This is a genomic window from Exiguobacterium sp. s131, assembly GCF_018617345.1.
In the GTDB taxonomy this organism is placed as follows: Bacteria; Bacillota; Bacilli; order Exiguobacteriales; family Exiguobacteriaceae; genus Exiguobacterium; species Exiguobacterium profundum.
The window spans coordinates 694,599-719,381 of record NZ_JACSJX010000001.1; the positions used below are offsets into that span (position 1 = coordinate 694,599).

The 24,783-nt window shown below is 48.0% G+C and carries 29 protein-coding genes and 1 riboswitch; of the genes, 20 read left to right on the forward strand and 9 right to left on the reverse strand.

The window, feature by feature from the left end; genetic code table 11:
* Positions 1 to 5 precede the first annotated feature (5 nt).
* The 4 genes from sufB (at position 6) to KNO69_RS03675 (ending at position 3,414) form a co-directional block, all read left to right on the forward strand.
* Complete coding sequence (gene sufB, locus KNO69_RS03660; protein WP_047795116.1) at positions 6 to 1,403, forward strand: Fe-S cluster assembly protein SufB; 1,398 nt, start codon at positions 6 to 8, stop codon at positions 1,401 to 1,403.
* Positions 1,404 to 1,565: 162 nt separating this feature from the next.
* Positions 1,566 to 1,907, forward strand: coding sequence for a hypothetical protein (locus KNO69_RS03665; protein WP_214757531.1), 342 nt, complete (start codon positions 1,566 to 1,568; stop codon positions 1,905 to 1,907).
* Positions 1,904 to 2,326 carry a DUF6678 family protein gene (locus KNO69_RS03670; protein ID WP_251025524.1) on the forward strand — a complete coding sequence of 141 codons (423 nt, stop codon included), beginning with the start codon at positions 1,904 to 1,906 and terminating at the stop codon, positions 2,324 to 2,326. The genes KNO69_RS03665 and KNO69_RS03670 overlap by 4 nt, the downstream gene beginning before the upstream one ends.
* Positions 2,327 to 2,430: 104 nt before the next feature.
* On the forward strand, positions 2,431 to 3,414 hold the full coding sequence (locus KNO69_RS03675) for an L-lactate dehydrogenase (RefSeq protein ID WP_214683903.1): 984 nt from the start codon (positions 2,431 to 2,433) through the stop codon (positions 3,412 to 3,414).
* A 35-nt stretch (positions 3,415 to 3,449) separates the two neighbouring features.
* On the opposite strand, the gene KNO69_RS03680 is transcribed toward KNO69_RS03675, so the two are convergent.
* A complete protein-coding gene (locus tag KNO69_RS03680) occupies positions 3,450 to 4,832 on the reverse strand; it encodes an alanine/glycine:cation symporter family protein (RefSeq protein ID WP_214683904.1) in 1,383 nt (460 codons plus the stop codon).
* Between the two features lie 92 nt (positions 4,833 to 4,924).
* Between KNO69_RS03680 and KNO69_RS03685 the strand changes: the two genes are divergently transcribed.
* From KNO69_RS03685 to KNO69_RS03720, 8 genes are all read left to right on the forward strand, one after another.
* Positions 4,925 to 5,197 (forward strand): acylphosphatase, encoded by a 273-nt coding sequence (locus KNO69_RS03685; RefSeq protein ID WP_078147267.1) that lies wholly within the window; start codon positions 4,925 to 4,927, stop codon positions 5,195 to 5,197.
* Positions 5,198 to 5,401: 204 nt separating this feature from the next.
* Positions 5,402 to 6,721, forward strand: a complete 1,320-nt coding sequence (gene brnQ, locus KNO69_RS03690; protein WP_214683908.1) for a branched-chain amino acid transport system II carrier protein — start codon at positions 5,402 to 5,404, stop codon at positions 6,719 to 6,721.
* Between the two features lie 105 nt (positions 6,722 to 6,826).
* A complete protein-coding gene (locus KNO69_RS03695; protein ID WP_078147265.1) occupies positions 6,827 to 8,008 on the forward strand; it encodes an MFS transporter in 1,182 nt (393 codons plus the stop codon).
* Between the two features lie 11 nt (positions 8,009 to 8,019).
* Positions 8,020 to 8,865 (forward strand): DUF72 domain-containing protein, encoded by an 846-nt coding sequence (locus tag KNO69_RS03700; RefSeq protein ID WP_214730442.1) that lies wholly within the window; start codon positions 8,020 to 8,022, stop codon positions 8,863 to 8,865.
* Between the two features lie 15 nt (positions 8,866 to 8,880).
* Complete coding sequence (locus tag KNO69_RS03705; RefSeq protein ID WP_251028276.1) at positions 8,881 to 10,221, forward strand: bifunctional metallophosphatase/5'-nucleotidase; 1,341 nt, start codon at positions 8,881 to 8,883, stop codon at positions 10,219 to 10,221.
* A 48-nt stretch (positions 10,222 to 10,269) separates the two neighbouring features.
* Positions 10,270 to 10,638 (forward strand): YutD family protein, encoded by a 369-nt coding sequence (locus tag KNO69_RS03710; protein ID WP_214683911.1) that lies wholly within the window; start codon positions 10,270 to 10,272, stop codon positions 10,636 to 10,638.
* Between the two features lie 158 nt (positions 10,639 to 10,796).
* Positions 10,797 to 11,102, forward strand: a complete 306-nt coding sequence (locus KNO69_RS03715; RefSeq protein ID WP_078147262.1) for a hypothetical protein — start codon at positions 10,797 to 10,799, stop codon at positions 11,100 to 11,102.
* A gap of 102 nt (positions 11,103 to 11,204) precedes the next feature.
* Positions 11,205 to 11,876, forward strand: a complete 672-nt coding sequence (locus KNO69_RS03720; protein WP_214683912.1) for a DUF975 family protein — start codon at positions 11,205 to 11,207, stop codon at positions 11,874 to 11,876.
* A gap of 44 nt (positions 11,877 to 11,920) precedes the next feature.
* Here KNO69_RS03720 and glpX read toward each other — a convergent pair whose 3' ends face one another.
* Entirely contained in the window at positions 11,921 to 12,901 is a 981-nt protein-coding gene (gene glpX / locus KNO69_RS03725; RefSeq protein ID WP_078147260.1) for a class II fructose-bisphosphatase, read from the reverse strand.
* Positions 12,902 to 13,059: 158 nt separating this feature from the next.
* On the opposite strand from glpX, the gene KNO69_RS03730 reads away from it, so the two are divergent.
* Positions 13,060 to 13,503: a DUF86 domain-containing protein gene (locus KNO69_RS03730; RefSeq protein WP_214683913.1), complete on the forward strand. Its 444-nt coding sequence runs from the start codon at positions 13,060 to 13,062 to the stop codon at positions 13,501 to 13,503.
* Between the two features lie 4 nt (positions 13,504 to 13,507).
* Positions 13,508 to 14,287 (forward strand): TIGR01457 family HAD-type hydrolase, encoded by a 780-nt coding sequence (locus tag KNO69_RS03735; protein ID WP_214683914.1) that lies wholly within the window; start codon positions 13,508 to 13,510, stop codon positions 14,285 to 14,287.
* A gap of 19 nt (positions 14,288 to 14,306) precedes the next feature.
* On the opposite strand, the gene KNO69_RS03740 is transcribed toward KNO69_RS03735, so the two are convergent.
* Positions 14,307 to 14,534: a NifU family protein gene (locus KNO69_RS03740; RefSeq protein WP_012726833.1), complete on the reverse strand. Its 228-nt coding sequence runs from the start codon at positions 14,532 to 14,534 to the stop codon at positions 14,307 to 14,309.
* Positions 14,535 to 14,663: 129 nt separating this feature from the next.
* Here KNO69_RS03740 and KNO69_RS03745 point away from each other — a divergent pair, with 129 nt between their 5' ends.
* The gene (locus KNO69_RS03745) at positions 14,664 to 14,969 is read left to right on the forward strand and encodes a YuzD family protein (protein WP_074036383.1); all 306 of its coding nucleotides are present in this window, start codon (positions 14,664 to 14,666) and stop codon (positions 14,967 to 14,969) included.
* Between the two features lie 167 nt (positions 14,970 to 15,136).
* Positions 15,137 to 16,423: a globin-coupled sensor protein gene (locus tag KNO69_RS03750; protein WP_214816152.1), complete on the forward strand. Its 1,287-nt coding sequence runs from the start codon at positions 15,137 to 15,139 to the stop codon at positions 16,421 to 16,423.
* A 94-nt stretch (positions 16,424 to 16,517) separates the two neighbouring features.
* Here the strand turns inward: KNO69_RS03750 and KNO69_RS03755 are convergent, their stop codons facing one another.
* Together KNO69_RS03755 and KNO69_RS03760 are read right to left on the reverse strand one after the other, a co-directional pair.
* Positions 16,518 to 17,948: a S8 family serine peptidase gene (locus KNO69_RS03755; RefSeq protein ID WP_214816155.1), complete on the reverse strand. Its 1,431-nt coding sequence runs from the start codon at positions 17,946 to 17,948 to the stop codon at positions 16,518 to 16,520.
* Between the two features lie 240 nt (positions 17,949 to 18,188).
* Complete coding sequence (locus KNO69_RS03760; RefSeq protein ID WP_214816158.1) at positions 18,189 to 19,244, reverse strand: NAD(P)/FAD-dependent oxidoreductase; 1,056 nt, start codon at positions 19,242 to 19,244, stop codon at positions 18,189 to 18,191.
* A 98-nt stretch (positions 19,245 to 19,342) separates the two neighbouring features.
* Here KNO69_RS03760 and KNO69_RS03765 point away from each other — a divergent pair, with 98 nt between their 5' ends.
* Both KNO69_RS03765 and KNO69_RS03770 read left to right on the forward strand, forming a co-directional pair.
* On the forward strand, positions 19,343 to 19,579 hold the full coding sequence (locus KNO69_RS03765) for a YuzB family protein (protein WP_214816161.1): 237 nt from the start codon (positions 19,343 to 19,345) through the stop codon (positions 19,577 to 19,579).
* Positions 19,580 to 19,783: 204 nt separating this feature from the next.
* Positions 19,784 to 20,995, forward strand: a complete 1,212-nt coding sequence (locus tag KNO69_RS03770) for a NupC/NupG family nucleoside CNT transporter (RefSeq protein WP_078147251.1) — start codon at positions 19,784 to 19,786, stop codon at positions 20,993 to 20,995.
* A gap of 40 nt (positions 20,996 to 21,035) precedes the next feature.
* On the opposite strand, the gene KNO69_RS03775 is transcribed toward KNO69_RS03770, so the two are convergent.
* Both KNO69_RS03775 and KNO69_RS03780 read right to left on the reverse strand, forming a co-directional pair.
* Positions 21,036 to 21,608, reverse strand: a complete 573-nt coding sequence (locus tag KNO69_RS03775; RefSeq protein WP_078147250.1) for a nucleotidyltransferase family protein — start codon at positions 21,606 to 21,608, stop codon at positions 21,036 to 21,038.
* A 69-nt stretch (positions 21,609 to 21,677) separates the two neighbouring features.
* Entirely contained in the window at positions 21,678 to 22,265 is a 588-nt protein-coding gene (locus KNO69_RS03780) for an ECF transporter S component (RefSeq protein ID WP_012726825.1), read from the reverse strand.
* A 163-nt stretch (positions 22,266 to 22,428) separates the two neighbouring features.
* A riboswitch (FMN riboswitch) is annotated at positions 22,429 to 22,571 on the reverse strand.
* 97 nt (positions 22,572 to 22,668) lie between these two features.
* Here KNO69_RS03780 and KNO69_RS03785 point away from each other — a divergent pair.
* Entirely contained in the window at positions 22,669 to 23,025 is a 357-nt protein-coding gene (locus KNO69_RS03785) for a HesB/IscA family protein (RefSeq protein ID WP_074036395.1), read from the forward strand.
* A 33-nt stretch (positions 23,026 to 23,058) separates the two neighbouring features.
* On the opposite strand, the gene KNO69_RS03790 is transcribed toward KNO69_RS03785, so the two are convergent.
* Complete coding sequence (locus KNO69_RS03790; RefSeq protein WP_047795133.1) at positions 23,059 to 23,298, reverse strand: hypothetical protein; 240 nt, start codon at positions 23,296 to 23,298, stop codon at positions 23,059 to 23,061.
* Positions 23,299 to 23,425: 127 nt separating this feature from the next.
* On the opposite strand from KNO69_RS03790, the gene KNO69_RS03795 reads away from it, so the two are divergent.
* On the forward strand, positions 23,426 to 24,280 hold the full coding sequence (locus KNO69_RS03795; RefSeq protein WP_078147248.1) for an NAD-dependent epimerase/dehydratase family protein: 855 nt from the start codon (positions 23,426 to 23,428) through the stop codon (positions 24,278 to 24,280).
* Positions 24,281 to 24,289: 9 nt separating this feature from the next.
* Here the strand turns inward: KNO69_RS03795 and KNO69_RS03800 are convergent, their stop codons facing one another.
* On the reverse strand, positions 24,290 to 24,727 hold the full coding sequence (locus KNO69_RS03800) for a GNAT family N-acetyltransferase (RefSeq protein WP_251124856.1): 438 nt from the start codon (positions 24,725 to 24,727) through the stop codon (positions 24,290 to 24,292).
* Between the last annotated feature and the right edge of the window lie 56 nt (positions 24,728 to 24,783).

The window sequence follows — 24,783 nt, forward strand, 5'->3', positions numbered from 1 at the left end:
CCGATATGGCAAAGAACATGCCGGAAATTGGCGATTATAAATACGGCTTCCATGATCGGGACGTTTCGATTTTCCGTTCAGGCCGTGGCTTGACGACAGAAATCGTAGAGACGATCTCGCGCATGAAAGAAGAGCCACAATGGATGCTCGACTTCCGTTTGAAGTCGTTGGATCACTTCAACAAGATGGCGATGCCGACATGGGGCGGAGACCTCTCGGCACTTGATTTCGACGAAATCACGTACTATGTCAAACCATCTGAAAAGACAGAACGCTCATGGGACGAGGTACCAGAAGAAATCAAACGTACGTTTGACAAGCTCGGTATCCCAGAAGCAGAGCAAAAATACTTGGCAGGTGTCTCGGCTCAGTATGAGTCTGAGGTTGTCTACCATAGCATGCAAGAAGACTTCGAAGCGAAAGGTGTCATCTTCAAAGATACAGACACAGCCCTCAAAGAAGACGAAGAGATCTTCAAAGAGTACTTCGGGAAGTTGATTCCGCCGACGGACAACAAGTTTGCGGCCCTCAACTCAGCAGTTTGGTCGGGTGGCTCGTTCATCTACGTACCAAAAGGCGTGAAACTCGAGCAACCGCTCCAAGCCTATTTCCGCATCAACTCGGAAAACATGGGTCAGTTCGAGCGTACGCTCATCATCGTCGACGAAGGCGCATCGGTTCATTACGTCGAAGGATGTACGGCACCGGTCTACACAACGAACTCGCTTCACTCAGCGGTCGTTGAGATCTTCGTCAACAAAGATGCATATTGCCGTTACACGACGATCCAAAACTGGGCGAACAACGTCTACAACTTGGTAACGAAACGTGCAGTCTGTGAAGCGGGTGGATCGATGGAGTGGATCGATGGAAACATCGGATCGAAACTCACAATGAAATACCCAGCTGTCATCTTGAAAGGGGAAGGCGCACGTGGGATGACACTCTCAATCGCCCTCGCTGGTAAAGGACAGCACCAAGACGCTGGCGCTAAAATGATTCACCTCGCACCAAACACGTCGTCGTCTATCGTCTCGAAATCGATTTCGAAACAAGGCGGAAAAGTATCGTATCGTGGAATCGTCCACTTTGGCCGTAAGGCGAAGGGCGCGCGCTCGAACATCGAGTGTGACACGCTCATCATGGACAACGAGTCGACGTCAGATACAATCCCGTACAACGAAATCTTGAACGACCAAGTGTCACTCGAGCACGAAGCGAAAGTCTCAAAAGTGTCAGAAGAGCAACTCTTCTACCTCATGAGCCGTGGAATCTCGGAAGAAGAAGCGACAGAAATGATCGTAATGGGCTTCATCGAGCCATTCACAAAAGAATTACCAATGGAATATGCGGTCGAAATGAACCGTCTCATCAAGTTCGAGATGGAAGGTTCGATTGGATAATCGTGACTTCAAAACCAGCGGAGCTTTGCTTCGCTGGTTTTTTGTATAATGAAATAAGGAGGCGATAACGTGACCCATCGATTTTTATTAGAGGGCCGAGACATATATTCATTTATGAATCCCATGCTTGTTATTTGCCCGAGTTGCGGGAGACAGGCTGATGTGTGGGAGAGGAATGATGAGGTACGCCTAAGCTGTCTTCATTGCGGTCATTTGCAAACAAAGGAGAGCGGTTCGAAATACGTCGGAGAAGCTGTCGATGTTTATTTTGGATTGCCGCTATTTTTACAAACAGGATGTTCTGGTCATGTGTTATGGGCTTACAACCGTGAACACCTCAACTATATTAAGGATTATATTGACGCGAAGATTCGGACGAGCGAGGGAACGAACCGTAGTCTCGAAAGTCGATTACCCGCTTGGATGAAAAGCAAGCAGAACCGTAAAGACGTGTTACGAACGATTGAAAAATTAGAACTTATGATAGGAGGTTCAACAGCTTGAATCGACGAGAAGAACTTCAATACATAGAGAGACAACAATTGACATCGGTGATGAACGAGACAAAATGGAAGCGTCTCAATCGAGCTGTCTCTGAAGAGTTGACTTATGCGCCGCCATATCAAATAAAATACTTAGGGGAGGATACGTTGTTTCCTAGCGACTCGTTGTCCGAGTATGAAATATTGTGGGGAGAGTGGGATGAAATCTGGCTGGAGTCCCCTTTACGGTCCATCGAATGGATTCGTTTGCGACCAAGCGTACTGCTCTATAAGGGAGTGATTCTTGACCCAGATGTTTGTGATCTGTCCACTGAACTCATTTCGATTTTGGAAAGAGAAAAAATTCCGTTCATCTTGGAAAGTGAGACAATTCAGATTTTCGGTTATGTCCGGAATACCGGAATCTTTGAATCGAAATAAGATATATAACGGAATCACGTATTTTTCATGCAGCTTTTGTCGTTAAAGATGGAAGAGTCGGGTATGCTAAAAAAGAGAATGAATCATAGAAAGGAAGGTTTTACATGACACGTATTCCGCATAAAGATGATATTGACCCGAAAGATATCACTCGCATCGCCGTCATCGGTGCCGGTTGGGTCGGGGTCAGTTTTGCTTACCAATTATCCACGGCTGCGCTTTGCGAGGAGCTCGTCCTGATCGACTCGAATCATGCCAAGGCAGAAGGAGAGGCGATGGACCTCAATCATGGGATCTCATTCGCTCCGACACCGGTCCGGATTTGGGCAGGCGACTACTCGGATTGTAAAGACGCAGATATCGTCGTCATCACGGCAGGAGCCGCACAAAAACTTGGGCAGACACGGATGGACCTCGTCGAGCAAAACGCCAAGGTCGTCCGCACCGTGACCGAAGACTTGATGAAGAGCGGGTTCGACGGCATTTTAGTCGTCGCGACGAACCCGGTCGATGTGATGGCACACGTCGCCTGGAAAGCATCGGGTTTACCAAAAGAACGCGTCATCGGTTCAGGGACGGTCCTCGATACAGCACGACTCCGTTACAAACTTGGAGACTATTTCGAACTATCGCCACGAAACTGCCACGCCTACTATATGGGTGAACATGGGGATACGGGCTTTGTCGCATGGAACAACGCACGCATCTATGGGAAGAGTATCGATGAACTATTGGCGGAGAACGAGAAATATCAGTTCGAAGACTTAGAAGCGATCTATGCGGACGTACGCGACGCTGCTTACCAGATCATCGAGCATAAGAACGCCGCATATTATGCGATTGGGGTAGGCTTGCTTCGCATCATCCGGGCCATCGTCCGAAATGAAAACTCCGTCGTGACGATTGGCGCTCACCTAGACGGCGAGTACGGGGCGAGTGACGTGCATATTGGCGTACCGGCCTTGATTGACCGAAGCGGCATTCGTAAGATCATCGAGATTGAATTGACGAACGAAGAACAACAGAAGTTTGACGCCTCGGTACAAACTATCAAAGCAGGGATTGAGAAAGTCGAGCCCGCATCCTAAAAAAGATCCGACTGCATATGCAGTCGGATTGTTGGTTAAGACGCCTCTTCTTCGGCGATATCTTTCTTGTAATACTTCTCGGATGTGAAGAACTCGGTTGTCAATCGTTTCACTTCACCACTTAGAAGCAAGACGGCAATCATATTCGGGATAAGGATCATCGCTAGCATCAAGTCTAGGAAGTTCCAAATCATCTGAGCGCCTCCAATCGAACCGATGACAATCGAGACGATATAAACGGCCTTCATGATTTTTCCTGCCGTCAAACCGAATAAGTACTCGGCTTGTCGCGAGCCGTAAAAGATGATGACGATAATGGTCGAGAGGACGAAGAAGATGAGCGAGATGGTGACGAGTAAGCTTCCCGTGTAACCGAAGTATTCATTGAAAGCAATCGTCGTCAACGCTGCTGGGTCATCCATCGCTCCGTCTGCCGTCCAGACACCTGAAGACAAGACGACGAATGCGGTCGTGCTACAAATGATGAGCGTATCGATGACGATCCCGATGACGGCCCAGAACCCTTGGCGCACCGGATGGTCCGTCTGTGCCGCGGCGTGGGCAATCGGTGCCGTTCCAAGACCGGCTTCATTTGAATAGAGTCCACGGGCGAAGCCCCAACGAATCGTCTCAGCAACGGCGGCACCGGCAAACCCACCGAACGCGGCCATCGGCTCGAATGCATAAGAGAAGATGAGACTGAGAACGTTTGGAATCTCAGAGAAGTTCATCAAGACGATGACGAGTCCGGCTCCGACATAGACGAGTGCCATGCCAGGGACGACGATCTCCGTGACTTTCGCGATGCGCTTCAGTCCACCAAAGACTATGATGCCCACAAGAATAGCGACGACAATCCCCGTGATGAGCGTGTTCCCATTGAACGTCTCACGGACTGCCGAGCTGACAGCGTTTCCTTGTACCATGATACTCGGAATGAGTTCGATCATGAGGGCGAAGGCGAACCACGTCGCGAGCCACCTCCAACGAAGTCCTTTTGATATGTAGTAGACCGGTCCCCCGACAAATTCGCCGGCATCATTCTTCTCACGATAGTGCACGGCCAGTACGCTCTCTGAGAACTTGATGGCCATGCCGATGATAGCGATGACCCACATCCAGAAGATGGCACCCGGTCCCCCGAACATGATCGCTGCAGGTACACCGATGATGTTCGCGGCCCCGACTGTTGAAGAGAGGGCTGACGTCAACGCTTGTCTCGGACTGATGTCGCCTTCACCTTTCGGCTTTTTGAAAATGCTGCCGAATGTTTGCTTGAATATGTAGATGGGGTAACGAAACTGAAAGAAACCGAGCTTGATGGTGAGGAAGATACCGGATAAAACGAGTAACGAGATAATCGGTACGCCCCAAAGCCAGTCGGAAACGTTCGTGACAAGAGTAATAAATTCATTCATACAACCACTCCAATTCCATTATTTTACTTAAATACTGTTTCCTAAAGTAAGGACCTCTAAACATCTTTGACAAAATAAAGGAGGAAAATAGAATGAGAGTTGCTAAACGTTTGATTGTATCTGGACGTGTCCAAGGCGTGGGGTTTCGATATTTTTCACAGGAGACCGCGCAACGATTCGGCATCAAAGGATGGGTTCGCAATCTAAGTGACGGGACAGTCGAGCTACATGCGGAAGGAACCGAGCAAGAAATCGACGCCTTCGAGCAGACGTTGAAAGATGGCAATCGCTTTGTCGGTGTCGAACGAATCGAAGAGACGGAAGCGAACGATCAGGAATTTCGCTCGTTCGACATACGCTATTAACCGCTTACATCTCCCTGCATATGAAAGGGAGATTTTTTTGTGAAATCTACATTTCAAAAAATTAAACCTCGAATTTTGGAGATAGGGTGGTCAAACGATAGGAAGTGTGTATAATGAAATAGACCAAGCGATATATTGTCAGAAAATTTAGTTATTATTTTTTTGTTAAGTCGTTCGGAATATCAAGTGTATGGAGGTAGTTGTATGAAAAAATCGACATTGTTCCCGTTAGCGTTTACGATTTTTGCTTTATTCTTTGGGGCCGGGAACTTACTGTTCCCACCAGAGCTCGGCGCCTTGGCGGGGGAAAACCTCGTACCGGCGATGATCGGGTTCGTCATTACGGGTGTCGGTTTACCGCTTCTTGCTTTGTTCGCAGTCGCTCGGGTCGGCGGTGGGACAGACCAAATTGCTCGTTATATTCCAAAGCGTCTCGCGCTTATCTTGACAGGATTGATGTATGTAGCCATCGGACCATTCTTCGGAATTCCGCGTACGGCTGCCGTCACGTATGAAATGGGACTCGTCCCGTTTCTCGATGCTCCCTCTACTTTGACACTCGCGATGAGTTCGACCGTCTTTTTCGGGTTGACGTTCTTCTTGACGCTTCGTGCTCAAAAGTTGATTGAAGTCATCGGGCGCATCATCACACCAATCCTCTTGTTCTTGCTTGTAGCGATTGGAATCACAAACCTCATCTCGCCTCTCGGGGAACCGGGAGCTCCAGCGGAAGGATTTGAGACATGGGTGGGTGCACTCGGCCAAGGTTTCCAACAAGGCTATTTGACAATGGATGTATTCGGGGCCCTCGTCTTTGGGGCAATTGTCCTCGTCACGTTGAAAGCTAATGGATTGAGTGACCAAAAAGAAGCGTCTTCGCTTCTTCGCTCTGCAGGCATGGTGGCCGTTACCTGTTTGATGCTCGTCTATATCTCGCTCGCTTCAATCGGTGCGAATATGACAGTCGCAGAAGGAACGACGAGTGGCGCAAGCCTTCTCCAAGCGTTCGCAGGTACGTCTTACGGACAAGTCGGAATGCTCGCACTCGGATTAGCGGTCTTCCTCGCTTGTTTGACGACAGCAGTTGGCCTCATCTCAGAGTTCTCACGCTTCATCAGCAACCAGTTTGATTCTCTCAAATATCATCATGTCGTCATCGCGACAACGTTGTTTGGATTCATGATCTCACTCGTCGGTTTGAGTTCGTTGATTCAAATCGCCGTGCCGCTGCTCACGCTCCTCTATCCGGTCATGATCGCACTCGTGCTCGTATCGGTGACGGAACGTCTTCAACGAAACCCTGGTGTGGCGATGAAAGCGACAATTTATACGGCGCTCGTTCTCTCGTTCTTTGAAACGTGGAACGGCATCCAGCCTTCTGCGGTTACTTCTTGGATTGGAAACTTACCAATGGCGGATATCGGACTTGCCTGGGCAGTTCCGACGATGATCGTCTATGCGATCACGCTTCTTCTTCCGAAGGGAACGTCACAAGAATCACTCGCTCAATCACGCATCTCATAAGTCTCGCCCATCCTTTGGTCAAGGATGGGTTTTTTCTGTCTTAATTGTTTGCCTGGATGTGAACTCAAACAGTAAAATGGAAAGATGAAAAGGGAGTGACATGCGTTGACGACAAAACAAAAAAATCAATTGGCGATTCTCATGTTGAACATGTTTATCGCCGTCGCCGGGTTTGGGATTATCATCCCGATTATTCCGGATTACTTAAAGATGATTGGCGAGGGAGGGACAGCCGCCGGACTCATGATTTCCGTATTTGCGGGTGCCCAGCTCGTCATGTCACCGATTGCCGGGAAATGGGCAGACGTCTACGGGCGCCGACTCATGATCATTCTCGGTCTGATTGGATTCACCATCTCGATGGGAGTCTTCTATCTATCAGATAATTTGACGATTCTTCTCATCTCTCGTGCCATCGGGGGTGTTGGTGCAGCGCTTTTGATTCCTGCCATCTTCGCTTATGTGGCAGATATCACGACACTCGAGCAACGAGCTCGAGGGAACAGTTATATTTCCGCGGCAATGTCGCTTGGAATTGTGGTCGGACCAGGGATTGGGGGCTTTTTTGCTGAATTCGGCTTGAAGACACCGTTGCTCGTTTCAGCGATTGTATCGTTCGTCGCTGTCATTTCGTCTGTACTCCTTCTTAAGGAGCCGGACCGTGCTCCGTACGTGGCACCAAAAATAAAAGAATCTTTACCGACACAGCTGGTCATGTCGACGCGAAAACCATACTTCTTCGTATTGGTCATCAACCTCGTCATGGCGTTTGGTCTGATGGCGTATGAATCGGTACTCGGACTCTATGTCAGCGAGATGTTCAGTGCGACACCACAGGAAATTGCCATCATGGTAACCGGAACAGGGATTGTGAGTGTTATCGTTCAATTGTTTGCGGTGGACCGTCTCGTCGAATGGTTGGGTGAGACCAAGGTCGTACTTGCTTTCATCGCGCTCGCCTCATTCGGCTTCTTGTTATCTTTGTTCGCTGGTACGTATATGCTCTTCTTCGCAGTGACACTCGTGATTTTCTTATCGACATCTATTTTACGACCGGTGTTGAACACGCTCGTGTCGAAACTTGCAGGAAACGAGCAAGGTCTTGCCATGGGGATGAACAACGCTTATATGAGTATTGGGAATATTTTAGGGCCGACATTGGCGGGAATCGCCTTTGATATTGATATGCGCTATCCGTTCATGATGGGACTCGTCCTATTGCTCGTCACATACATGGGCACATGGAACTGGTCGAAACGGAAAGCGGCCGCCATTTCAGAATCGTAAAGGAGGACGCTATGATCTATGTAGGTGTGACCGGATGGGGTGACCACGATTTGCTGTATACGACCCCAGAAGAACGAAAACATAAATTATCGACATATGCGGGACATTTTCCGACTGTTGAAGTCGACTCGACCTTCTATGCGATTCAACCGGTGAAAAATTTCGAAAAATGGGATGGGGAAACACCGGATCGTTTTCAATTCGTTGTGAAAGTTTCCAGGGAAATGAGCGGACATGATCGTGAGCCGAAAACGCCTTTGATTGAACTGTTTGAGCGTTATCGCGTCTCGGTCGATCCGTTAAAACGAGCGGGGAAATTAAGGGCTGTGCTCGTTCAATTGCCGCCGTGGTTCGATGTGTCAAAGCCACACCTGGATTATTTGAGAACGCTTCGTGCCGAGCTGTCAGATTACGAGATTGCCATCGAGTTTCGCAATCCGACCTGGTTCTCAGAAGCGTTCCGGGACCGGACGCTTCAATTTTTGAAGGAGCAGCGGTTCATCAACACGATTTGCGATGAACCGCAAACGAAAGAGAGCAGCATCCCGTTCGTACCGGTCGTGACACATCCTGATGTTGCGGTCGTTCGATTGCATGGACGCAATACGTCAGGATGGCTCAAAAAACCTGGAATGACGAGTCAAGAATGGCGGCATGTTCGCTGTCTGTACCGGTATAGCGAGGAAGAATTGCAAGAATTGGCGACCTCACTTCGTGAGATTGACCGTGAAGCGAAAGATGTGTATGTATACTTTAACAACAACTCGGCCGGGGATGCGGCACCGAATGCGAAGCGACTCATTGAGATCCTTGGCCTCGAGTATGAACTCGCACCGAGACAAATCAGTTTGTTTTAGAAGGAAGGGATGGCCATGACGACACTGACTATTTTTCATTACAACGATCTTCATTCAAAGTTCGACCAATGGCCGAAACTTGTTTCATTTCTAGAAGAACATCGGACGGACGACACGCTGTACTTTGATTTAGGGGATCATGCCGACCGTACCCATCCGGCGACGGAAGTGACACGTGGGAAGTTGAATGTTCGTTTGCTCGAGCGACTTCGTCCGACAGCCGTCACCATCGGAAACAACGAAGGGATTACCTTTCCTCATGATTGGCTGGCCGAACTGTATGACGAAGCGACATTTCCCATCTTACTTGGGAATGTATATGAAGCAGACGGGTCACGACCGAATTGGGTCGATGAGACGCTCGTTCTCGAGCAAGATGGTTTCCACATCGGCCTGTTTGGTGTGACCGCTCCATATGAAGAGTTATACCCAGAGCTCGGCTGGCAGATTGAATCGCCTTACGAGGCGGCGGAGCGAGCGCTGAAACAGTTGGCGCATTGTGATGTCATCATCGCGCTCAGTCACCTTGGGTTCTTTGGAGACGAGCGATTAGCTGAAATGTTTCCTGAAATCGATGTGATTCTCGGTGCGCATACACATCATGTCTTAGATGAAGGCGTGATAACGAACGGTGTGTTGATTGCACAGGCCGGAAAATATGGGAAGTACGTCGGTGAAGTCACACTGACGCTTGGCGAGTCAGGAATCGTATCGAAAGAAGCGCGCCTTCACGAACTGTCTCAGCAATCGGATAGTCCAGACACGTTGGCTTTGTTGCGCACAGAAGGGGCAGATGCCGAACGCCTTCTTGATGTCACGATTGCAGAGACGGATGGATACGCCTCCGATTGGTTCGGACCTTCTCCACTTGGTGACCTGCTCGTTGAAGGCATGGTCGAATGGTGTGCGGCGGATGTGGGAATCATCCCATCTGGGGTTGTGCTAGAAGGCCTTGCACCGGGTGGGGTGACGCTCAACATGTTGCATCGGATCTGTCCGCATCCAATCAACCCTTGTGTGCTGACATTGGACGGGGAGACGTTGGCGCGTTTCCTTCACGATACTAATGAAGAAACGTTCACGAATATGCATGTCAGAGGTCTCGGGTTCAGAGGGACCGTTCTCGGAGAACCGAGTCTCTATCAAATCGAACAACGTGACGGTCAGACTTATGTGATGGGGGAACGATTGGATTTAAATCGGACATATCGTGTCGCAACGGTCGATATGTTGACATTCGGTCCGCTTCTTCCTTATTTGGCAGACCAACCGAAGCGATATTTCATGCCCGAACTTCTGCGGGATGTATTAAGAGAAACAATCGTCGCCCGTCATGAAGTGATTCGAAAAGGATAGAGCGCATCGACGGGGGCATGCTATGATAACAGAGTGGAGGTGGGAGCGATGATTCGAGTGAATCGCCACGGATATACCGTCTTGGAAGAAAAACGGGACGGGTTCGATGAAGAGGCGTTTATCGCACGCTATAGTGACGTGCTAGATAAGTACGATTACATCGTCGGTGATTGGGGGCATGGTCAGTTGCGATTGAAGGGATTCTATGAACCGCAATCTAAATTGGCGACCTATGAGAACCGAATTGATCACGTGCTGGACTACGTATACGAATATTGCAACTTTGGATGTCCTTATTTCGTTTTGAAAAAAGAAACGGAAATCAACGAAGAAGAGAGTGGACCCGTCTTTGGGGGAACGAAGCAAAAACTGAAGTTGAAGCGTAAGTTTAACAAGACCGATGAATCAAAAGTGTGAAGTGCTGAGCCGTCAGCACTTTTTTTATTACATTTGATTTCCAAATATTTCGTTTAGGTAAAAAGTCGTGACTTCCGGTTTTGAGGTTGGAAAAATGTGATAAATTGTCATTAAGGATAGTTTCGTCGTTTTTTGGTTTTGATAGTGAGGTGATTTGGATGCAACATGTACAAACGACCGTCGGGGATCGGGATGACGTCCATAATCGAATTCATAACTTCGGACTCGGGATATTGGCCATGTTCTTTTTTGGTTTCCATATCATGATGACCTTTTATTTTACGGCGGCAGTCATTCTATTTGAACTCGTTCATGTGTTGATCATCCGTCGCTTTGAATATGGCCATTCGTTCTTGCGAGGCCGTGTCTTCAAAGTCACATCTCACCTTGTGTTATCACTCGGGGTGCTGTTGTTGATCTTGTCCATGTCTCAGTTCTTTTTAGGCAATGTGATGATTCGCTAAGCGGAAAGGAAAAATTCCTTTCCCTTTTTTTATGTTTTTTGAAACGTATGGTCACCTTTTCACGTACACTAATAGAAAGACTACGAAAAAGGATGGATTACTATGAGATCTGAATGGAAACAACATGCACGACACGCCTTGAAAGGAAAATGGTGGTTGATGGCCGGATTGGCACTCTTGTTCGTCATCATCAACGGGATTCCCCAATCGCTCGCGCCTGAGATTGATCCGAATTCGACAGCGCCCCTTACATCGACAGACGCCACGTTAAGTCTTGTGTCGACCGTTCTTCAAATCTTGATTGCACCACTCACCATCGGTTGGTCATGGCTCGCACTCGGCGTATCACGTGAAAAGGGTGCCTCGCTCTCGACAATGTTCAAACCGTTCCAAACACGTTACTTCAAACATGTCATCACGTCTTTTGTCATGAGCCTCTTTATCGTGTTGTGGACCTTGTTATTGATTGTACCGGGAATCATCAAAGCCTTCTCGTACTCACTCACACCGTACATTTTGCGCGACCAGCCTGAACTTTCGGCACTCGAGTCGATCACAGAATCACGTCGTCTCATGGATGGGCACAAGATGGAAGCCTTCATGCTCGTCTTGTCCTTCTTTGGTTGGTTCCTCGTCGGGATCTTGACGCTCGGGATCGGATTCTTCTTCATCGGACCTTACTTCTCGACGACGTACGCGACGTTCTACGATTCGATTCGAGACAAGCAAGTTGATTCGAATGAGCCAGTGCACGGAACAGAACAGGGATTTTAAGAAAACAAACGCCTCGCTCAAATGATTGAGCAAGGCGTTTTTGATTAGGCGTTGACTTCAGTTTTTTGTAAGTATGGTTTCAACGACAAGTGGTGTTCGGCCACGACTTTACGAATCGTACGTGTCTTCGAGCGCATGACGAGTGATGTCGTCTCGACGATATCATCTGTTAAGAATTTGACGCCATCGAGCAACTCACCTGACGTGACACCTGTTGCGGCGAAGATACAGTCATCACTCTTGACGAGGTCGTCGAGCGTGAGGAGTTGGAGCGGATCAACAATACCCATCGAGATGACGCGTGCAGATTCTTCTTCATTCATCGGGTGAAGACGGGCCTGCATGTCTCCGCCAAGCGCTTTGACAGCTGCAGCCGTGATGACGCCTTCAGGAGCACCGCCTGTACTGATGAAAATATCAATCGGATTTGTTTTGACGGCAGCTGCGATTCCGGCCGAGACATCGCCATCCTCAAACAATTTGACGCGTGCGCCGACGTTCATGACGGCTTGGCGAAGGTGTTCGTGGCGATCGCGGTCTTGCATGATCACCGTCACTTCTTCAATGCGTTTATTGTTATATTTTGCTGCTTTTTCGATGATCGACTCGAGTGGTTCATCGAGCGAGACTTTTCCTTTTAAGTTCGGCCCAACGACGAGCTTATCCATGTACATATCTGGTGCGTGGAGGAGGGCACCTTCATCCGCCACAGCGATGACGACCATCGCATCTCCGAGTCCTTTTGCGACAATGGATGTACCTTCGAGCGGATCAACGGCGATGTCGACTTTCGGACCGAACGTCGTACCGAGTTTTTCCCCAATGTAGAGCATCGGTGCCTCATCGAGCTCACCTTCTCCGATGACGACCGTCGCATCCATGTTCACTGTTCCGAGAACTTCGCGCATCGCTGACGTAGCTGCGTCATCGGCTTCATTCTTTTGCCCACGTCCGATCCATTTCGAAGATGCGAGTGCTGCGGCTTCCGTTGCTCGTACGATTTCTAATGCTAATTCACGTTCCATAGTGTTGTACCCTCCACGTTATCTCTATTAAATGTGTTATACTTTTTACGGCTTAAATCCGTTGATTAGTGTATCACAATTTTATAAATGATGTAAATAGGACAGATTCTTTTCTCCTGACCGAAAAAGCATTAGTATTAACAGCAGGGGGGATCATCATGTATTTTGTGAATAGAGAGAAGATTAATCAGACACTGGAACAAATGGAAACGATGTTAGCGCGCACTGATCAATTGACGGGGGATGCGTTCACAGTAGAACTTGCGAAACAACGAATGGCTGTCCTCCTGATAGAAGGGGTCATCGACGTAGGGAACTCGATGATTGACGGATTCATCATGCGAGACCCGGGTAGCTATGAGGATATTGTCGACATTCTGCTCGATGAACGCGTGCTCGATGAGAAGACAGGTAATGCCACCAAGGCGCTCGTCGGATTGCGTGCATACTATGTCCGTGAGTTCGTCGATGCAGACGCATCACGCTTCGATGAATGGGTGAAGACGTCAAAACAAGACTTCATAGCGTTCTCCACGCAAGTTCGTCGCTACTTAGAGGTCGAACTTGGACCGGTGTCCGCATTCTTGCCAGAAAGCGAGTGATTGGATGGAACCGATAAAAGGATATTTGTTTGATTTAGATGGTACGATGTATGCAGGAATAGAGCCCGTTCAAGCTGCTGTCGATTTTGTAAACGAGTTAGAAGCTACGGGCGTCCCATACTTATTCGTCACGAATAACGCCTCGATGACACAACAGCAGATTGCGGATAAGTTGATTTCAATGGGGGCAAATGTGAAGGCAGAGAACGTCTTGACGAGTGCGATGGCGACGGCTTTTTATATTGAGAAGATGTCTCCGGGGGCAAGCGTTTATATGATTGGCGAAGACGGACTCCGACTCGCCTTAGAATCTCGTGGGTTCCACGTCACGGACGAACCGAAAGCGGACTATGTGGTCATCGGTCTCGACCGTCACATTACGTATGAGAAGTTGGCGCGAGGGGCGATCGCCATTCGTTCGGGAGCCCGATTCATTTCGACGAATGGGGATATCGCCATTCCGACAGAGCGAGGGTTTTTACCGGGGAACGGGTCGCTCACATCCGTGTTGACGGTGACGACCGAAAAAGAACCATTCTTTATCGGGAAGCCAGAACCGGTCATGATTGATATTGCACTCGACATGATTGGATTGACGAAAGAGGATGTCGTGATGGTAGGGGATAACTATCATACAGATATTCTATTCGGGATCAATGGGGGAATCCGTACACTTCACGTCAACTCAGGTGTACACGGTCCAGCATTTATTCAAGAACAAGAAAAACTCCCGACCTATATGGTTGAGAGTTTAAATGAATGGAAGCATGAAAAAAAGGGATGACGAATGTCTCCCTTTTTGCTTAGAATACTTGTTCTACTTCGACGATGCCTGGTACTTCTTCGATGAGCGCACGCTCAATACCGGCTTTTAGCGTGATTGTTGAAGACGGGCAGCTGCCGCAAGCACCCATCAAACGGAGCTTGACGATGCCTTCTTCGACATCAACGAGTTCGACGTCTCCGCCGTCACGAAGCAAGAACGGACGCAATTTATCGAGCACTTCTTGGACTTGATCAAACATTTCCATGGTATCTACCCCTTTCTCGTTCTACTTTATTCTAGCAAGTTTGAGAGTGTTTCTCAATCATTTACGCTGAGCATTTCGTCATCGGGAGTGGGGAAGATTTTTGTATAATGGTTTCGAGGGGGAATGAATATGAAAATCACGGTTTATGGGGCAGAGGTTCAATGTGCTAGTTGTGTCGGTGCACCGAGTTCGACCGAGACGTATGAGTGGTTGCAAAGTGCGCTCGGACGCAAGTATCCGGAGCAGTCCTTTTCTTTCGAGTATATCGATTTCGAACAGAGTGAGGACGAGTTTGCCCTGGCGCTTAAAGACGATGAATGGTTTTATCCGCTCGTCTTGCTCGACGGAGAAGTGATTGACGAAGGGGTCGTTCAGTTACGAAAAGTGTATGCGGCAATTGAGGCGAAACAAGGATCCGTCAATCATATAAAATAGTGAGCAAGTGGACGAACCATGCGATAGCAAGGTTCGTTTTTTGTTTACCTATAATTCAGAAAAAAATTTTACAAATTTTGTCTCTCGGGCTAAACTGAACATAACTTGTATAAATTTTATAATATTTTGAAAATTAATAAACCTATTTATTAAAGGAGGACTATTTGATGTTTGCCCGAAAACGAAATATGCCGATCCATTTAGACACCTCGTCCCAAATGGAGCACTTGTTGATCGCACTTCCCGATGAGTTGGAACGACAACGTCAGTTGATTCGTCTCGAACGTGAGGATTTAGCTTATTTACGTGCGTATCAACAGGAATTACGTCAATTGACACCTCGGTTGGTTGATGTGTTTTATGAAGAGCTCGAAAAGATCGACGAGATGAGAGAGTTGATTCGGCAACATTCGTCATCGGACAAACTAAAACTCACTCTTTCTAACCATATAATGGAGATGTTTGAAGGGAAGTTGAATGAAGCATATATCAATCGACGTCTCGCCATCGCCAAACGGCATTATCTGATCGGTCTGAAAGGGAAATGGTATATGGCGGCCTTCCAAAAAATATTCGAGACGCTCGTCTTATCGATTCAACATGAGCAGCTCGATGCGGACTCGAAAATGAGGTTGATGATGGCCGTCTCGAAAATCTTTAACTTCGAGCAACAAATCGTGCTCGAGATGTTTGACGATGAAGCAGACGTCGTTCGTGACCAGATGCAACACGTGAAAGATGAAATCAGTCAAACGATTCAGCAGGCGAGTGAAGATTTGGCCGCCCTCTCACAAGAAGTCATGGCTAGTTTTCAGTCGATGAATGAGCGGGCAGATGATATGAAGCATTCAAGTTCACTCACGCAGACAAAGCTACGGAAGGTACTTCACTCTTCAGTAAGTGGGAAAGACACGATTTTGTCGGAGGCGGGACGCCTTGATGAAATCGCGCGTGACCTCTCCGATTCAGCTCAGGAAATCAAGGCGCTCGAAAGATTGATGAACGAGATCATGACGATTGCGGATTCGGTCAAACAAATTGCCAACCAGACGAACCTACTTAGCTTGAATGCCGCGATTGAAGCAGCACGGGCAGGCGAGCAAGGGAAAGGATTCCAAGTCGTTGCTTCCGAAGTACGGACGCTCGCGAGTCAATCGAAACAAGCGGCGGAAGAGGTGGAGGATTTGGTGAAGCGTCTCACGAACCAGATGGAAGAGACTTCGAGCCGCGTCTTATCGACCGAGCAAGAGATGAAGCAGACGATGGGACGGATCAATGAAGTGACGGATGCCTTCCTCCAAATTTCAGGTGATTCGGAGCATGCTGACGGGCAGATGGGGAGTCTCGCCGGTGATATCGATGAGATTGTTGAATCAATAGCCGAACTCAAGCGTGCCACGACCCAGATTGCGACGTCTTCGACACGGTTGATGGATACCGCACAACGATTGTAAGTGGTCAAATGATAAAAAAGACGAATCAGGTCGCATGACACGACTTGATTCGTCAATTAGTGAAGTCGAGCGAAGGGACTCGACTTTTTTTTATTTAGAGAAGCTGGAACGATGACGTCGCTGAACCAGCCGTGTAGCCGGTAAGCGTCGCATCAGACTTCACTTGATACGTTCCACGTTGTGACCAAGAATTCGTCGAGAGTGTGAATGTGATGGCTCCTGATGAATTCGTCTTGCCTGTACCGACAAGCGTCGTACCGTTCGGTTGTGTGACCGTCACACGAACATCGGCGTTTGCGACCGCTTGGCCATTTGAATTTCGTACTGCCGAAGAAATCGAGACGACTTCACCAGCGTAGTAAGAAGACTTCGATGTCGAGACTGTCGTCGTGAGTGCTTGGACAGGTTGCGTCGTACCACCAGAAGTCGGGGATTGGACAAGTCCGTTCCCGAACCATGTGTCGCGACCTGTTGTACCAAGGTCGATGGAGTCTTGCGACAATTTTGTACGGAGTTGTGTGCTCGATAGCGTAGGGAACGCCTGTTTCATGAGTGCGAGGTTACCCGCCACATACGGTGTCGCCATTGATGTTCCGCTCATTTGACCGTAGCCCCCATTTGAGAGGGTCGAGTTGATGCCGACACCAGGTGCTGCCACTTCGACAGTGCTACCTGTCGCCGAGAACGAGGCACGGTTGTTGTTGATATCTGTTGCAGCAACAGCAATTGCCGAACTGTAACGAGCCGGATAGTTGACGAGGTCACCCGATCCATCGGTACGACCATTGTTACCCGCTGCCGCGACGACAAGGATGCCTGCATTATTGGCACGATCGACAACTTGTTGGAGCGTCGTCGATGGACTTGTCGTCCCGAGGCTCAAGTTGATGATATCCATATCATTAGTGATCGACCAGTCAATCCCGGCAACGATACTCGATAAGCTACCACTTCCGTTCGCCTCAAGAGCTTTGACGGCGTAAATGCTTGCCTCGTGTGCAATCCCGACTGTTCCGATGCTATTGTTACGTGCACCGATAATCCCGGCTACGTGTGTACCGTGACCGTTGTCATCAGCATACGAACTCGTGACCGTGCTAAATGAGGCACCACCAGCGATTGTTAAATCGGGGTGGGGCGAAATCCCTGTGTCGACGACGGATACTTTGACACCTTTCCCTGTGAATCCACTCTGCCAAGATGAAGGAGCTTTTAGTTTAGGAATCCCCCAGTCTTGTGTTTGATTCTCAATCTGTACGATTTGATCCACTTCCACGTGTGCGACGTTCGGGTTATTCTTCAGTCCATTCAAGGCAGCTTTCGGAACTTCGAGTGCTGCTGCAGGAATATTCGAATACTGTTGTTTAACTTCCATGCCTTCAATCGACAGCGGAATTTTCTTTGCCGATTCCTTGAAAACGACGATGACACGTTCTTTCTCTTTGTTTGGGGCGGCATCCGCACCCCCAGGTACGGTTGACAAGACAAGCAATGAGGCGAGGACGGAGCTACAGATTTTTTTCAACTTGTTTCCTCCTTTAGGGTATGTAGGCAACATGACGGGATGTCGAACTGCCGTGACCATAGAGTAACAAGTTTTACCAACGTGTAGAATACGCCAATGGCATTAAATATCTGAATATTTAGATAAGGATACAGGGGATTTAGATACAAGACTTTTGACTCAATCGTTAGAAAAATGAATAGAAATAACAGATGAACAAATTAAAAAAGCGAACCAGCCAGAGGCTCGTTCGCAATGTATTCATTTAATGACTTTATGTTTCCAAAGGATACCGGACTTTAATAGTCGGGCTACTTTCCCGGTGAGTGATTGTTTCCCCATAAACACCCCAAAGCCAGCCTTCTTCCCGAGGGAACCGAGCGTCCCTTTCAGTTTGATGTCGGGTAATTCTGGATAATTGATACCTTTCCATTTGCAAAGCAAGACTTGAACGATCTGTTCGGCTTGGGCTTCGGCAAGTTGTCCGGACGGTGCGTACGGTAAGCTCGCATTGTCACCAACGACAAACACGTCCGGCAGTCCAGGAACAAAGTGATGTTCCGTCAATTTGACACGTCCGCCTCCATCGAGTTCCCAACCTTGATTCCGTACAACGGCGACCGGTTGAATCCCGGCCGTCCATACGGTCAGATCAGATGGGAATAAGTCTTCATGGTTCCATAATCCGTCTGCATCGACACGTGTGATGTTCGCATTATTGATGACTTCGACGCCGTGCTCCTCGAACCAAGATTGTACGTACATCGAGACACGATTAGATAAGAAAGATAGAACGGATGGTCCGCGGTCGAATAAACGGACCGTCAAATCAGGCCGGCTCTCACGAAGTTCGCTGGCGAGTTCGACACCAGATAGACCGGCACCGACGACAGAAACGACCGAACCTGGTCGCAGACCGTTGATCGCTTGTTGTGTCTTACGTGACTGTTCCAGTGTTTGAATACTGTACGTGAATTCGGCTGCCCCTTGAACGTTGTGGTATTTGTCTTCGCATCCTAATCCGATGACGAGGTCGTCGTAGGGCACTTTTTCTCCACTCGCGAGCAGAACCATTTTGTCTTCGGTGTCGATGTCCGTGACCTGTCCGTATATGTAATCGATTTCATCCGGAAAGTCGATGCGAATATCGCGGTCCGAGACCGTTCCTGCGGCCAGTGCGTAATACTCAGTTTTCAATCCATGATAAGGCAAGCGATCGACGAGCGTGACCGAGATGTCTTGTAACTGATGTCCAAGTACTCTCTCAATCACACGCATTCCCCCGTAACCGCCTCCTAAGACGACTAATTTGCGCATAATAATCCCCCTTTGTTACTCTTCAACTGTATCATGTTATAATCTGCCGTAGAAGAACCATTTTCCGATAATTCACGTAAAGAAAGACGGTGACATATATGATGAATCCGATCATCGAATTTTGTGCTTCGAATTTGGCGATGGGCTCACAAATTGCCCGGGCTAAATTAGAGTCCGACCCTGATCTTGATGTGGTCGAATATGGCTGTACAGGCTATTGTGGTGTCTGTTCCCTTGATCTCTTTTGCCTCGTAGACGGGGAAGTGGTGACGGGTGAAACACCAGATGAGCTCGTGACGAAGGTGTATGAAAAAATCGAAGAGATGGCATGGTAAAAAGTTTGAGGAAATGACCTCAAACTTTTTTATTTCACCCGTTGCATTTTAAAAAGAGGGATGTTATATTCTAAGAGGTTCGAATGTAGGTTGTCTGACGTTTAACAACGATAAAAAGAAAGCGTTTCAAACGGTAGGACACATCTCTTTTCGGGTATGACACATATAATTGGTTTTGTTTAATATGAAAGGAGCACAACATCAATGAAAATCATGAGTGTGGTTGGTATTTTGGCACTAATTGCAATCGCTTACATCTTCTCTACCAACCGTAAAGCCATCAAATGGCGCACGGTCTTGGCAGCGTTCGCTGTTCAATTTGCATTTGCATTCCTCGTCTTATATACGGCATGGGGACGTAAGGCGCTTGAATGGATCTCAAATGGGGTTCAAGCTGTCTTGAACACAGCGGGTGACGGGATTGCCTTCGTATTCGGAACAGCAGTCGGTGGCGACAACTTCGTTTTCGCATTCCAAGTCCTTCCGATTATCATCTTCATGTCATCATTAATCGCATTGCTTTACTACCTCGGCGTCATGCAGTGGGTCATTCGTATCCTCGGTACTGCCCTTGCGAAAGCACTTGGTACGTCACGTAAAGAGTCACTTTCAGCAACAGCGAACATTTTCGTCGGTCAAACGGAAGCACCACTTGTCATCAAGCCGTACCTTCCTACAATGACACAGTCTGAGCTCTTCGCAGTCATGGTCGGTGGACTCGCATCGGTTGCCGGATCTGTACTTGCAGGTTATGCAGCACTCGGTGTACCACTCGAATACTTGCTCGCAGCGAGCTTCATGGCAGCGCCAGCAGGTCTTTTATTCGCGAAAATCATCGTACCAGAAACAGAAGAGTACGATGACGACATCGAGATTGTAGAAGATGAAGAAGACAGAGCGGCGAACTTCGTCGATGCAGCGGCACGTGGTGCTTCTGACGGTCTCTTCCTTGCCTTGAACGTCGGTGCGATGCTTCTTGCATTCGTTTCATTGATTGCCCTCGTCAACTTGATCCTCGGTTCAGTTGGTGGACTCTTCGGATTTGATAGCTTGTCACTCGAATTGATTCTCGGTTACGTCTTCGCGCCACTTGCATTCGTGATTGGTGTACCATGGGCGGATGCTGTACAATTCGGTAGCTTCCTCGGTCAAAAACTAGTCTTGAACGAATTCGTTGCTTTCTCTGAGTTTGCTCCAATCATCGGTTCTGGTGATTTGTCAGCTCGTTCAGAAGCGATGATCGCATTCGCACTTTGTGGTTTCGCAAACATCTCGTCACTCGCGATCCTTCTCGGTGGTCTTGGTGGTATGGCGCCAAACCGTCGTGGTGACATCGCACGCATGGGTGTTCTCGCGATTCTTGCAGGTACGCTTGCAAACTTGATGTCAGCTACATTGGCTGGACTTCTTCTTTAATCGGTATAAGAAAACGCGATCACTTCGGTGGTCGCGTTTTTTAGTATGAGAAGGATGTATGTATGGTGATGTTTGGCCACTTGGCGGACCAGTTCTTTTGCTGCAACCGCTCCAGATAGATGGGATGCTTTGAAGAGTTCGAATCAAAGGGTGGTGTCGGTATAACGTGCATGTTGATCAAGTCGTGAATGCCGTGTGGGGCAGCGAGGATGAGGGAACCATCCGATTGAAGACGTACCCCGATCGCGGTGACGGTCTCAGGAAAATGTGCCAACGCATCGACCGATGAGGCATAGGGTGGAAGGTTGTTGACGTGATGCATTCTCGCTTGATTTTTGACAGACCAAGGTACATCGGGGATGAGGCGGAATAATCGCTCTTCGAGTTGTTTTTCGACTGCTTCCTCTGGTTGGTTTGGGTCGAAATAAATCACATCTACATCATCTGTTTTAGTCGATGTTTCGTATCCGTGAAGGTGGTCCCAGACTTTTGAACGAATATATCCCGCACAAATCCAACAATCTGGTAAATCGAGGTTAGCGACGGCGTGGAGAAGCTTTATGAGCTCGGCGTCTTGTTTTAGAAAATGAACCAAATCCTGTTCGTCTGTCATAATGAATGCCCCTCCTTACAATATGGTTAAAAAAAGCACCTAGGCAACGCCTAGATGCTCGTATATCGATTATGCTTGAAGTTGTACGCGTTGACGTTCGATCCACGGCTTCAATTTCAAGAAGAGTGGGACGAAGAGCGCGCTGATCAAGATCGCTTTAATCAAGTTGAACGGTAAGATCCCGTAAAGGACAAGATCCGTTTTCACCGCCGGGTCGGCCATGTCTGCCATTCCGAAGAAGAAGGCGTAGGCTGGTAAGATGACGAGATAGTTTAAGATGGCGAGGCTAAGAGCCATTGTGATTGTACCGGCAAGTAATCCAGAAGCGAGTGCTTTGTTTGACTTGCGCTTATGGTAGAACCAGGCAACTGGGTACATGAATGCGACACCTGCGAAGAAGTTTGCGACTTCCCCGACTGGAACACCGCCACCGTTAAAGACGTAGTACAAGACGTTTTTCAAACCGACGACCACGACTCCTGCGAGTGGGGAAAAGACGATTCCGGCAATGAGTGCAGGAATGTCACTAAAGTCCACTTTAAGGAATGGCGGTAAAAATGGGAGCGGGAAGTTGAATAGCATGAGTACGAACGAGATCGTCCCGAGCATCGCCAAAGTCACCATTGTTGTCAGTCGTTTGTTGCGCGTAGTTTTCATCAGAATCTCTCCTTTAGGTCGCTCCTCGATGAATGGCATCCGTCGCATATAAAAACCCGATTGCAATGAAGACAATCGGGAGAGTTTACGCGCATACGAAATAGATGTTTTCCGAGGTGGAAAAGTCCACGTCAAAGAAAACATCCGGATATCGGTCGGATGCCGCCATCTTCTCCCATCCAGACTATACTGTCGGCTTTCGAATCTCACGAAATCAGCAAGCAACGCCTTGCTCGCTCACGGGCTGAGAAGAATATATTCTTCAATACCGCCGGTCGGGAATTTCACCCTGCCCCGAAGATGGAACGATTTAATTTTTTTTGTTACAGTTTAGTTATACAAGATAATCCACAAGATGACAAGTCAATTGACTTGAATTGAAGATATATGAGGAGGAGTTCAGATGATTCATTTAACAGAGTCAGCCGCACTTCAAGTGCTAGAGATGATGAAACAGACGGAACGCCCGGATGCGCAATACTTGCGAGTGAAGGTACAAGGTGGCGGATGTACAGGACTTTCATACGGGATGGGCTTCGACGAGGAGAAGACGGACAAAGACATTCAATTCGACCATCATGGTGTCCGCGTCATCGTTGCGGAAGTGGATCATGGGGTAGTTGATGGCCTCGAGATTGATTATAAGCAGTCGATGCTCGGTGGCGGTTTCACAATTAAAAACCCAAATGCGATTGCAACATGCGGTTGCGGTTCGAGTTTCCGGACAGCGACGAATGCAGGTACGCCAGGAGAATGCTAAAGAATAAGAACCGATCGCGATTGCGATCGGTTCTTATTCTTCTTCTGTCAAAATCAACCGAATGACTTTTGCAGTTACGTCGAGTTCGATGTGATGTTGCCAAGGCCGAAAGCCTGTGATTGTACATGTGTCATTCGTAATGCGGAATGAGCAGACACTCTCTTCCTCTTGGTCGAGGACAGAGTAACGACTGAAATCAGATAAGCTCTGATAGATCGCATACTGTGGTGGTAGTTCATACGTCCATCCTTTTTCTAACATGATTTGGTGCATATTCGAGCCCCCTAACAAGTCTTTACTTATTAGAATAGCAAGAATACGTGTAAAAGTGGTAGATTAGTCTGTTTCTTTGAAGGGAAAATGAGTAGGGACGTCATTACAAATGGGAGGATTCAGGGTCATGAGAAAAGTATTGATATTCGGAGGGTCACGCTATTTCGGAAAACGGCTCGCATTGCGACTTGCTGAAGCAGGGGATGATGTGACGATTGTGACGAGAGGGCAACTACAGGTGCCGGAAGCTGAAGGGATTCGGTCTGTCAAAGGAGACCGGCAATCGGTCGCGACGATGAAAGACTTGGCCCGCGAACGGTACGACCTCGTCTATGACAACATTTGTTTTACTCCGTATCAGGCAAAAATCGCCTCGGATGCGTTCATGGACAAAGTCGGGAAATATGTGCTCACGTCTACGATGTCGGTCTACGCGCCTGGTCCTGATTTAAAAGAGAGCGACTTCAATCCGCTCCATTACGAATATCATCTTGAATCCGAACATGACTACGGACAAGGGAAACGCGAGGCGGAATCATTCTTCTTCCATCGCGCCTCTTTCCCGGTGGCGACCGTACGATTACCGATCGTGTTAGGTCCGGATGACTATACAGACCGATTGAAGTTTTATGTAGATGCAATCCGGAACGAGGAACCGGTTGTCTTGCATCACCCGGAAGCGAAGATGGGCTTCATCTCGAGTGCGGAAGCAGCAGCATTTTTAGAATGGGTGGGACGTGCGAACGTGACCGGTCCTTTCAACGCTGCAAGTGACGGGCTCATCTCCATGGGTGCTTTAATGGAGCGAATCGGCCAACACGTCGGGAAACCCGTCCATATTATAAAAGATGGAGACTCGTCGCCGTATGATTCGGATGTCGACTATTATATGTCGATTGCTGAGGCGAAGAAGGCGGGCTTCGTGTTCACGCAACTCGATGACTGGCTTGACCGGGTCATCATTCAGACGCTCAAAAAATAACCTTTTTTGTTAAACATTGAGCAGTTTTCGCAAAAGGATTTTTTCGCGACCATTTTTATCTATATTGACTGCTTTGACATCGAAACCATGACGAATATTTAAGAGTAACATTTGTCGCCAACGATTCATCGTCTTTGTTTCAATCGATTTATAGTTTTGATTTTTAGCCCATTCGTGCTGTGTCTCCATTAACCGTGAGGCGATACCGAGATTACGAGAAGCAGGTTTGACGGCTCCCATCCAACTATAAAAACAATCTTCATTGAGAGGATAGCCAATCTTGTAGCCATGAATCTCGTTGTCAATAATCGCTAAAGTAAAAATTAAATTTGTTTTACGTATTAACTTTTGATGAAAGTGATTTATATCTCCAAAAACCTCTTGATGGATCGTGTATAGTTCATCGCGCATTTTATTGGTAATTGTATTTGTTGTGACTATATTCATGTTACCCTCCCTTGCAAGACAAAACTGAACCCCTGTGCATGGGAGCGACAGGGGTT

Excerpts from the sequence above, each read along its gene's own strand:
- sufB (WP_047795116.1), top strand. The coding sequence starts at position 6 with ATGGCAAAGAACATGCCGGAAATTGGCGATTATAAATACGGCTTCCAT.
- KNO69_RS03675 (WP_214683903.1), top strand. The coding sequence starts at position 2,431 with ATGACACGTATTCCGCATAAAGATGATATTGACCCGAAAGATATCACT.
- KNO69_RS03680 (WP_214683904.1), bottom strand. The coding sequence starts at position 4,832 with ATGAATGAATTTATTACTCTTGTCACGAACGTTTCCGACTGGCTTTGG.
- KNO69_RS03685 (WP_078147267.1), top strand. The coding sequence starts at position 4,925 with ATGAGAGTTGCTAAACGTTTGATTGTATCTGGACGTGTCCAAGGCGTG.
- brnQ (WP_214683908.1), top strand. The coding sequence starts at position 5,402 with ATGAAAAAATCGACATTGTTCCCGTTAGCGTTTACGATTTTTGCTTTA.
- KNO69_RS03700 (WP_214730442.1), top strand. The coding sequence starts at position 8,020 with ATGATCTATGTAGGTGTGACCGGATGGGGTGACCACGATTTGCTGTAT.
- KNO69_RS03705 (WP_251028276.1), top strand. The coding sequence starts at position 8,881 with ATGACGACACTGACTATTTTTCATTACAACGATCTTCATTCAAAGTTC.
- KNO69_RS03710 (WP_214683911.1), top strand. The coding sequence starts at position 10,270 with ATGATTCGAGTGAATCGCCACGGATATACCGTCTTGGAAGAAAAACGG.
- KNO69_RS03715 (WP_078147262.1), top strand. The coding sequence starts at position 10,797 with ATGCAACATGTACAAACGACCGTCGGGGATCGGGATGACGTCCATAAT.
- KNO69_RS03720 (WP_214683912.1), top strand. The coding sequence starts at position 11,205 with ATGAGATCTGAATGGAAACAACATGCACGACACGCCTTGAAAGGAAAA.
- glpX (WP_078147260.1), bottom strand. The coding sequence starts at position 12,901 with ATGGAACGTGAATTAGCATTAGAAATCGTACGAGCAACGGAAGCCGCA.
- KNO69_RS03730 (WP_214683913.1), top strand. The coding sequence starts at position 13,060 with ATGTATTTTGTGAATAGAGAGAAGATTAATCAGACACTGGAACAAATG.
- KNO69_RS03735 (WP_214683914.1), top strand. The coding sequence starts at position 13,508 with ATGGAACCGATAAAAGGATATTTGTTTGATTTAGATGGTACGATGTAT.
- KNO69_RS03740 (WP_012726833.1), bottom strand. The coding sequence starts at position 14,534 with ATGGAAATGTTTGATCAAGTCCAAGAAGTGCTCGATAAATTGCGTCCG.
- KNO69_RS03745 (WP_074036383.1), top strand. The coding sequence starts at position 14,664 with ATGAAAATCACGGTTTATGGGGCAGAGGTTCAATGTGCTAGTTGTGTC.
- KNO69_RS03750 (WP_214816152.1), top strand. The coding sequence starts at position 15,137 with ATGTTTGCCCGAAAACGAAATATGCCGATCCATTTAGACACCTCGTCC.
- KNO69_RS03760 (WP_214816158.1), bottom strand. The coding sequence starts at position 19,244 with ATGCGCAAATTAGTCGTCTTAGGAGGCGGTTACGGGGGAATGCGTGTG.
- KNO69_RS03765 (WP_214816161.1), top strand. The coding sequence starts at position 19,343 with ATGATGAATCCGATCATCGAATTTTGTGCTTCGAATTTGGCGATGGGC.
- KNO69_RS03770 (WP_078147251.1), top strand. The coding sequence starts at position 19,784 with ATGAAAATCATGAGTGTGGTTGGTATTTTGGCACTAATTGCAATCGCT.
- KNO69_RS03775 (WP_078147250.1), bottom strand. The coding sequence starts at position 21,608 with ATGACAGACGAACAGGATTTGGTTCATTTTCTAAAACAAGACGCCGAG.
- KNO69_RS03780 (WP_012726825.1), bottom strand. The coding sequence starts at position 22,265 with ATGAAAACTACGCGCAACAAACGACTGACAACAATGGTGACTTTGGCG.
- KNO69_RS03785 (WP_074036395.1), top strand. The coding sequence starts at position 22,669 with ATGATTCATTTAACAGAGTCAGCCGCACTTCAAGTGCTAGAGATGATG.
- KNO69_RS03790 (WP_047795133.1), bottom strand. The coding sequence starts at position 23,298 with ATGCACCAAATCATGTTAGAAAAAGGATGGACGTATGAACTACCACCA.
- KNO69_RS03795 (WP_078147248.1), top strand. The coding sequence starts at position 23,426 with ATGAGAAAAGTATTGATATTCGGAGGGTCACGCTATTTCGGAAAACGG.
- KNO69_RS03800 (WP_251124856.1), bottom strand. The coding sequence starts at position 24,727 with ATGAATATAGTCACAACAAATACAATTACCAATAAAATGCGCGATGAA.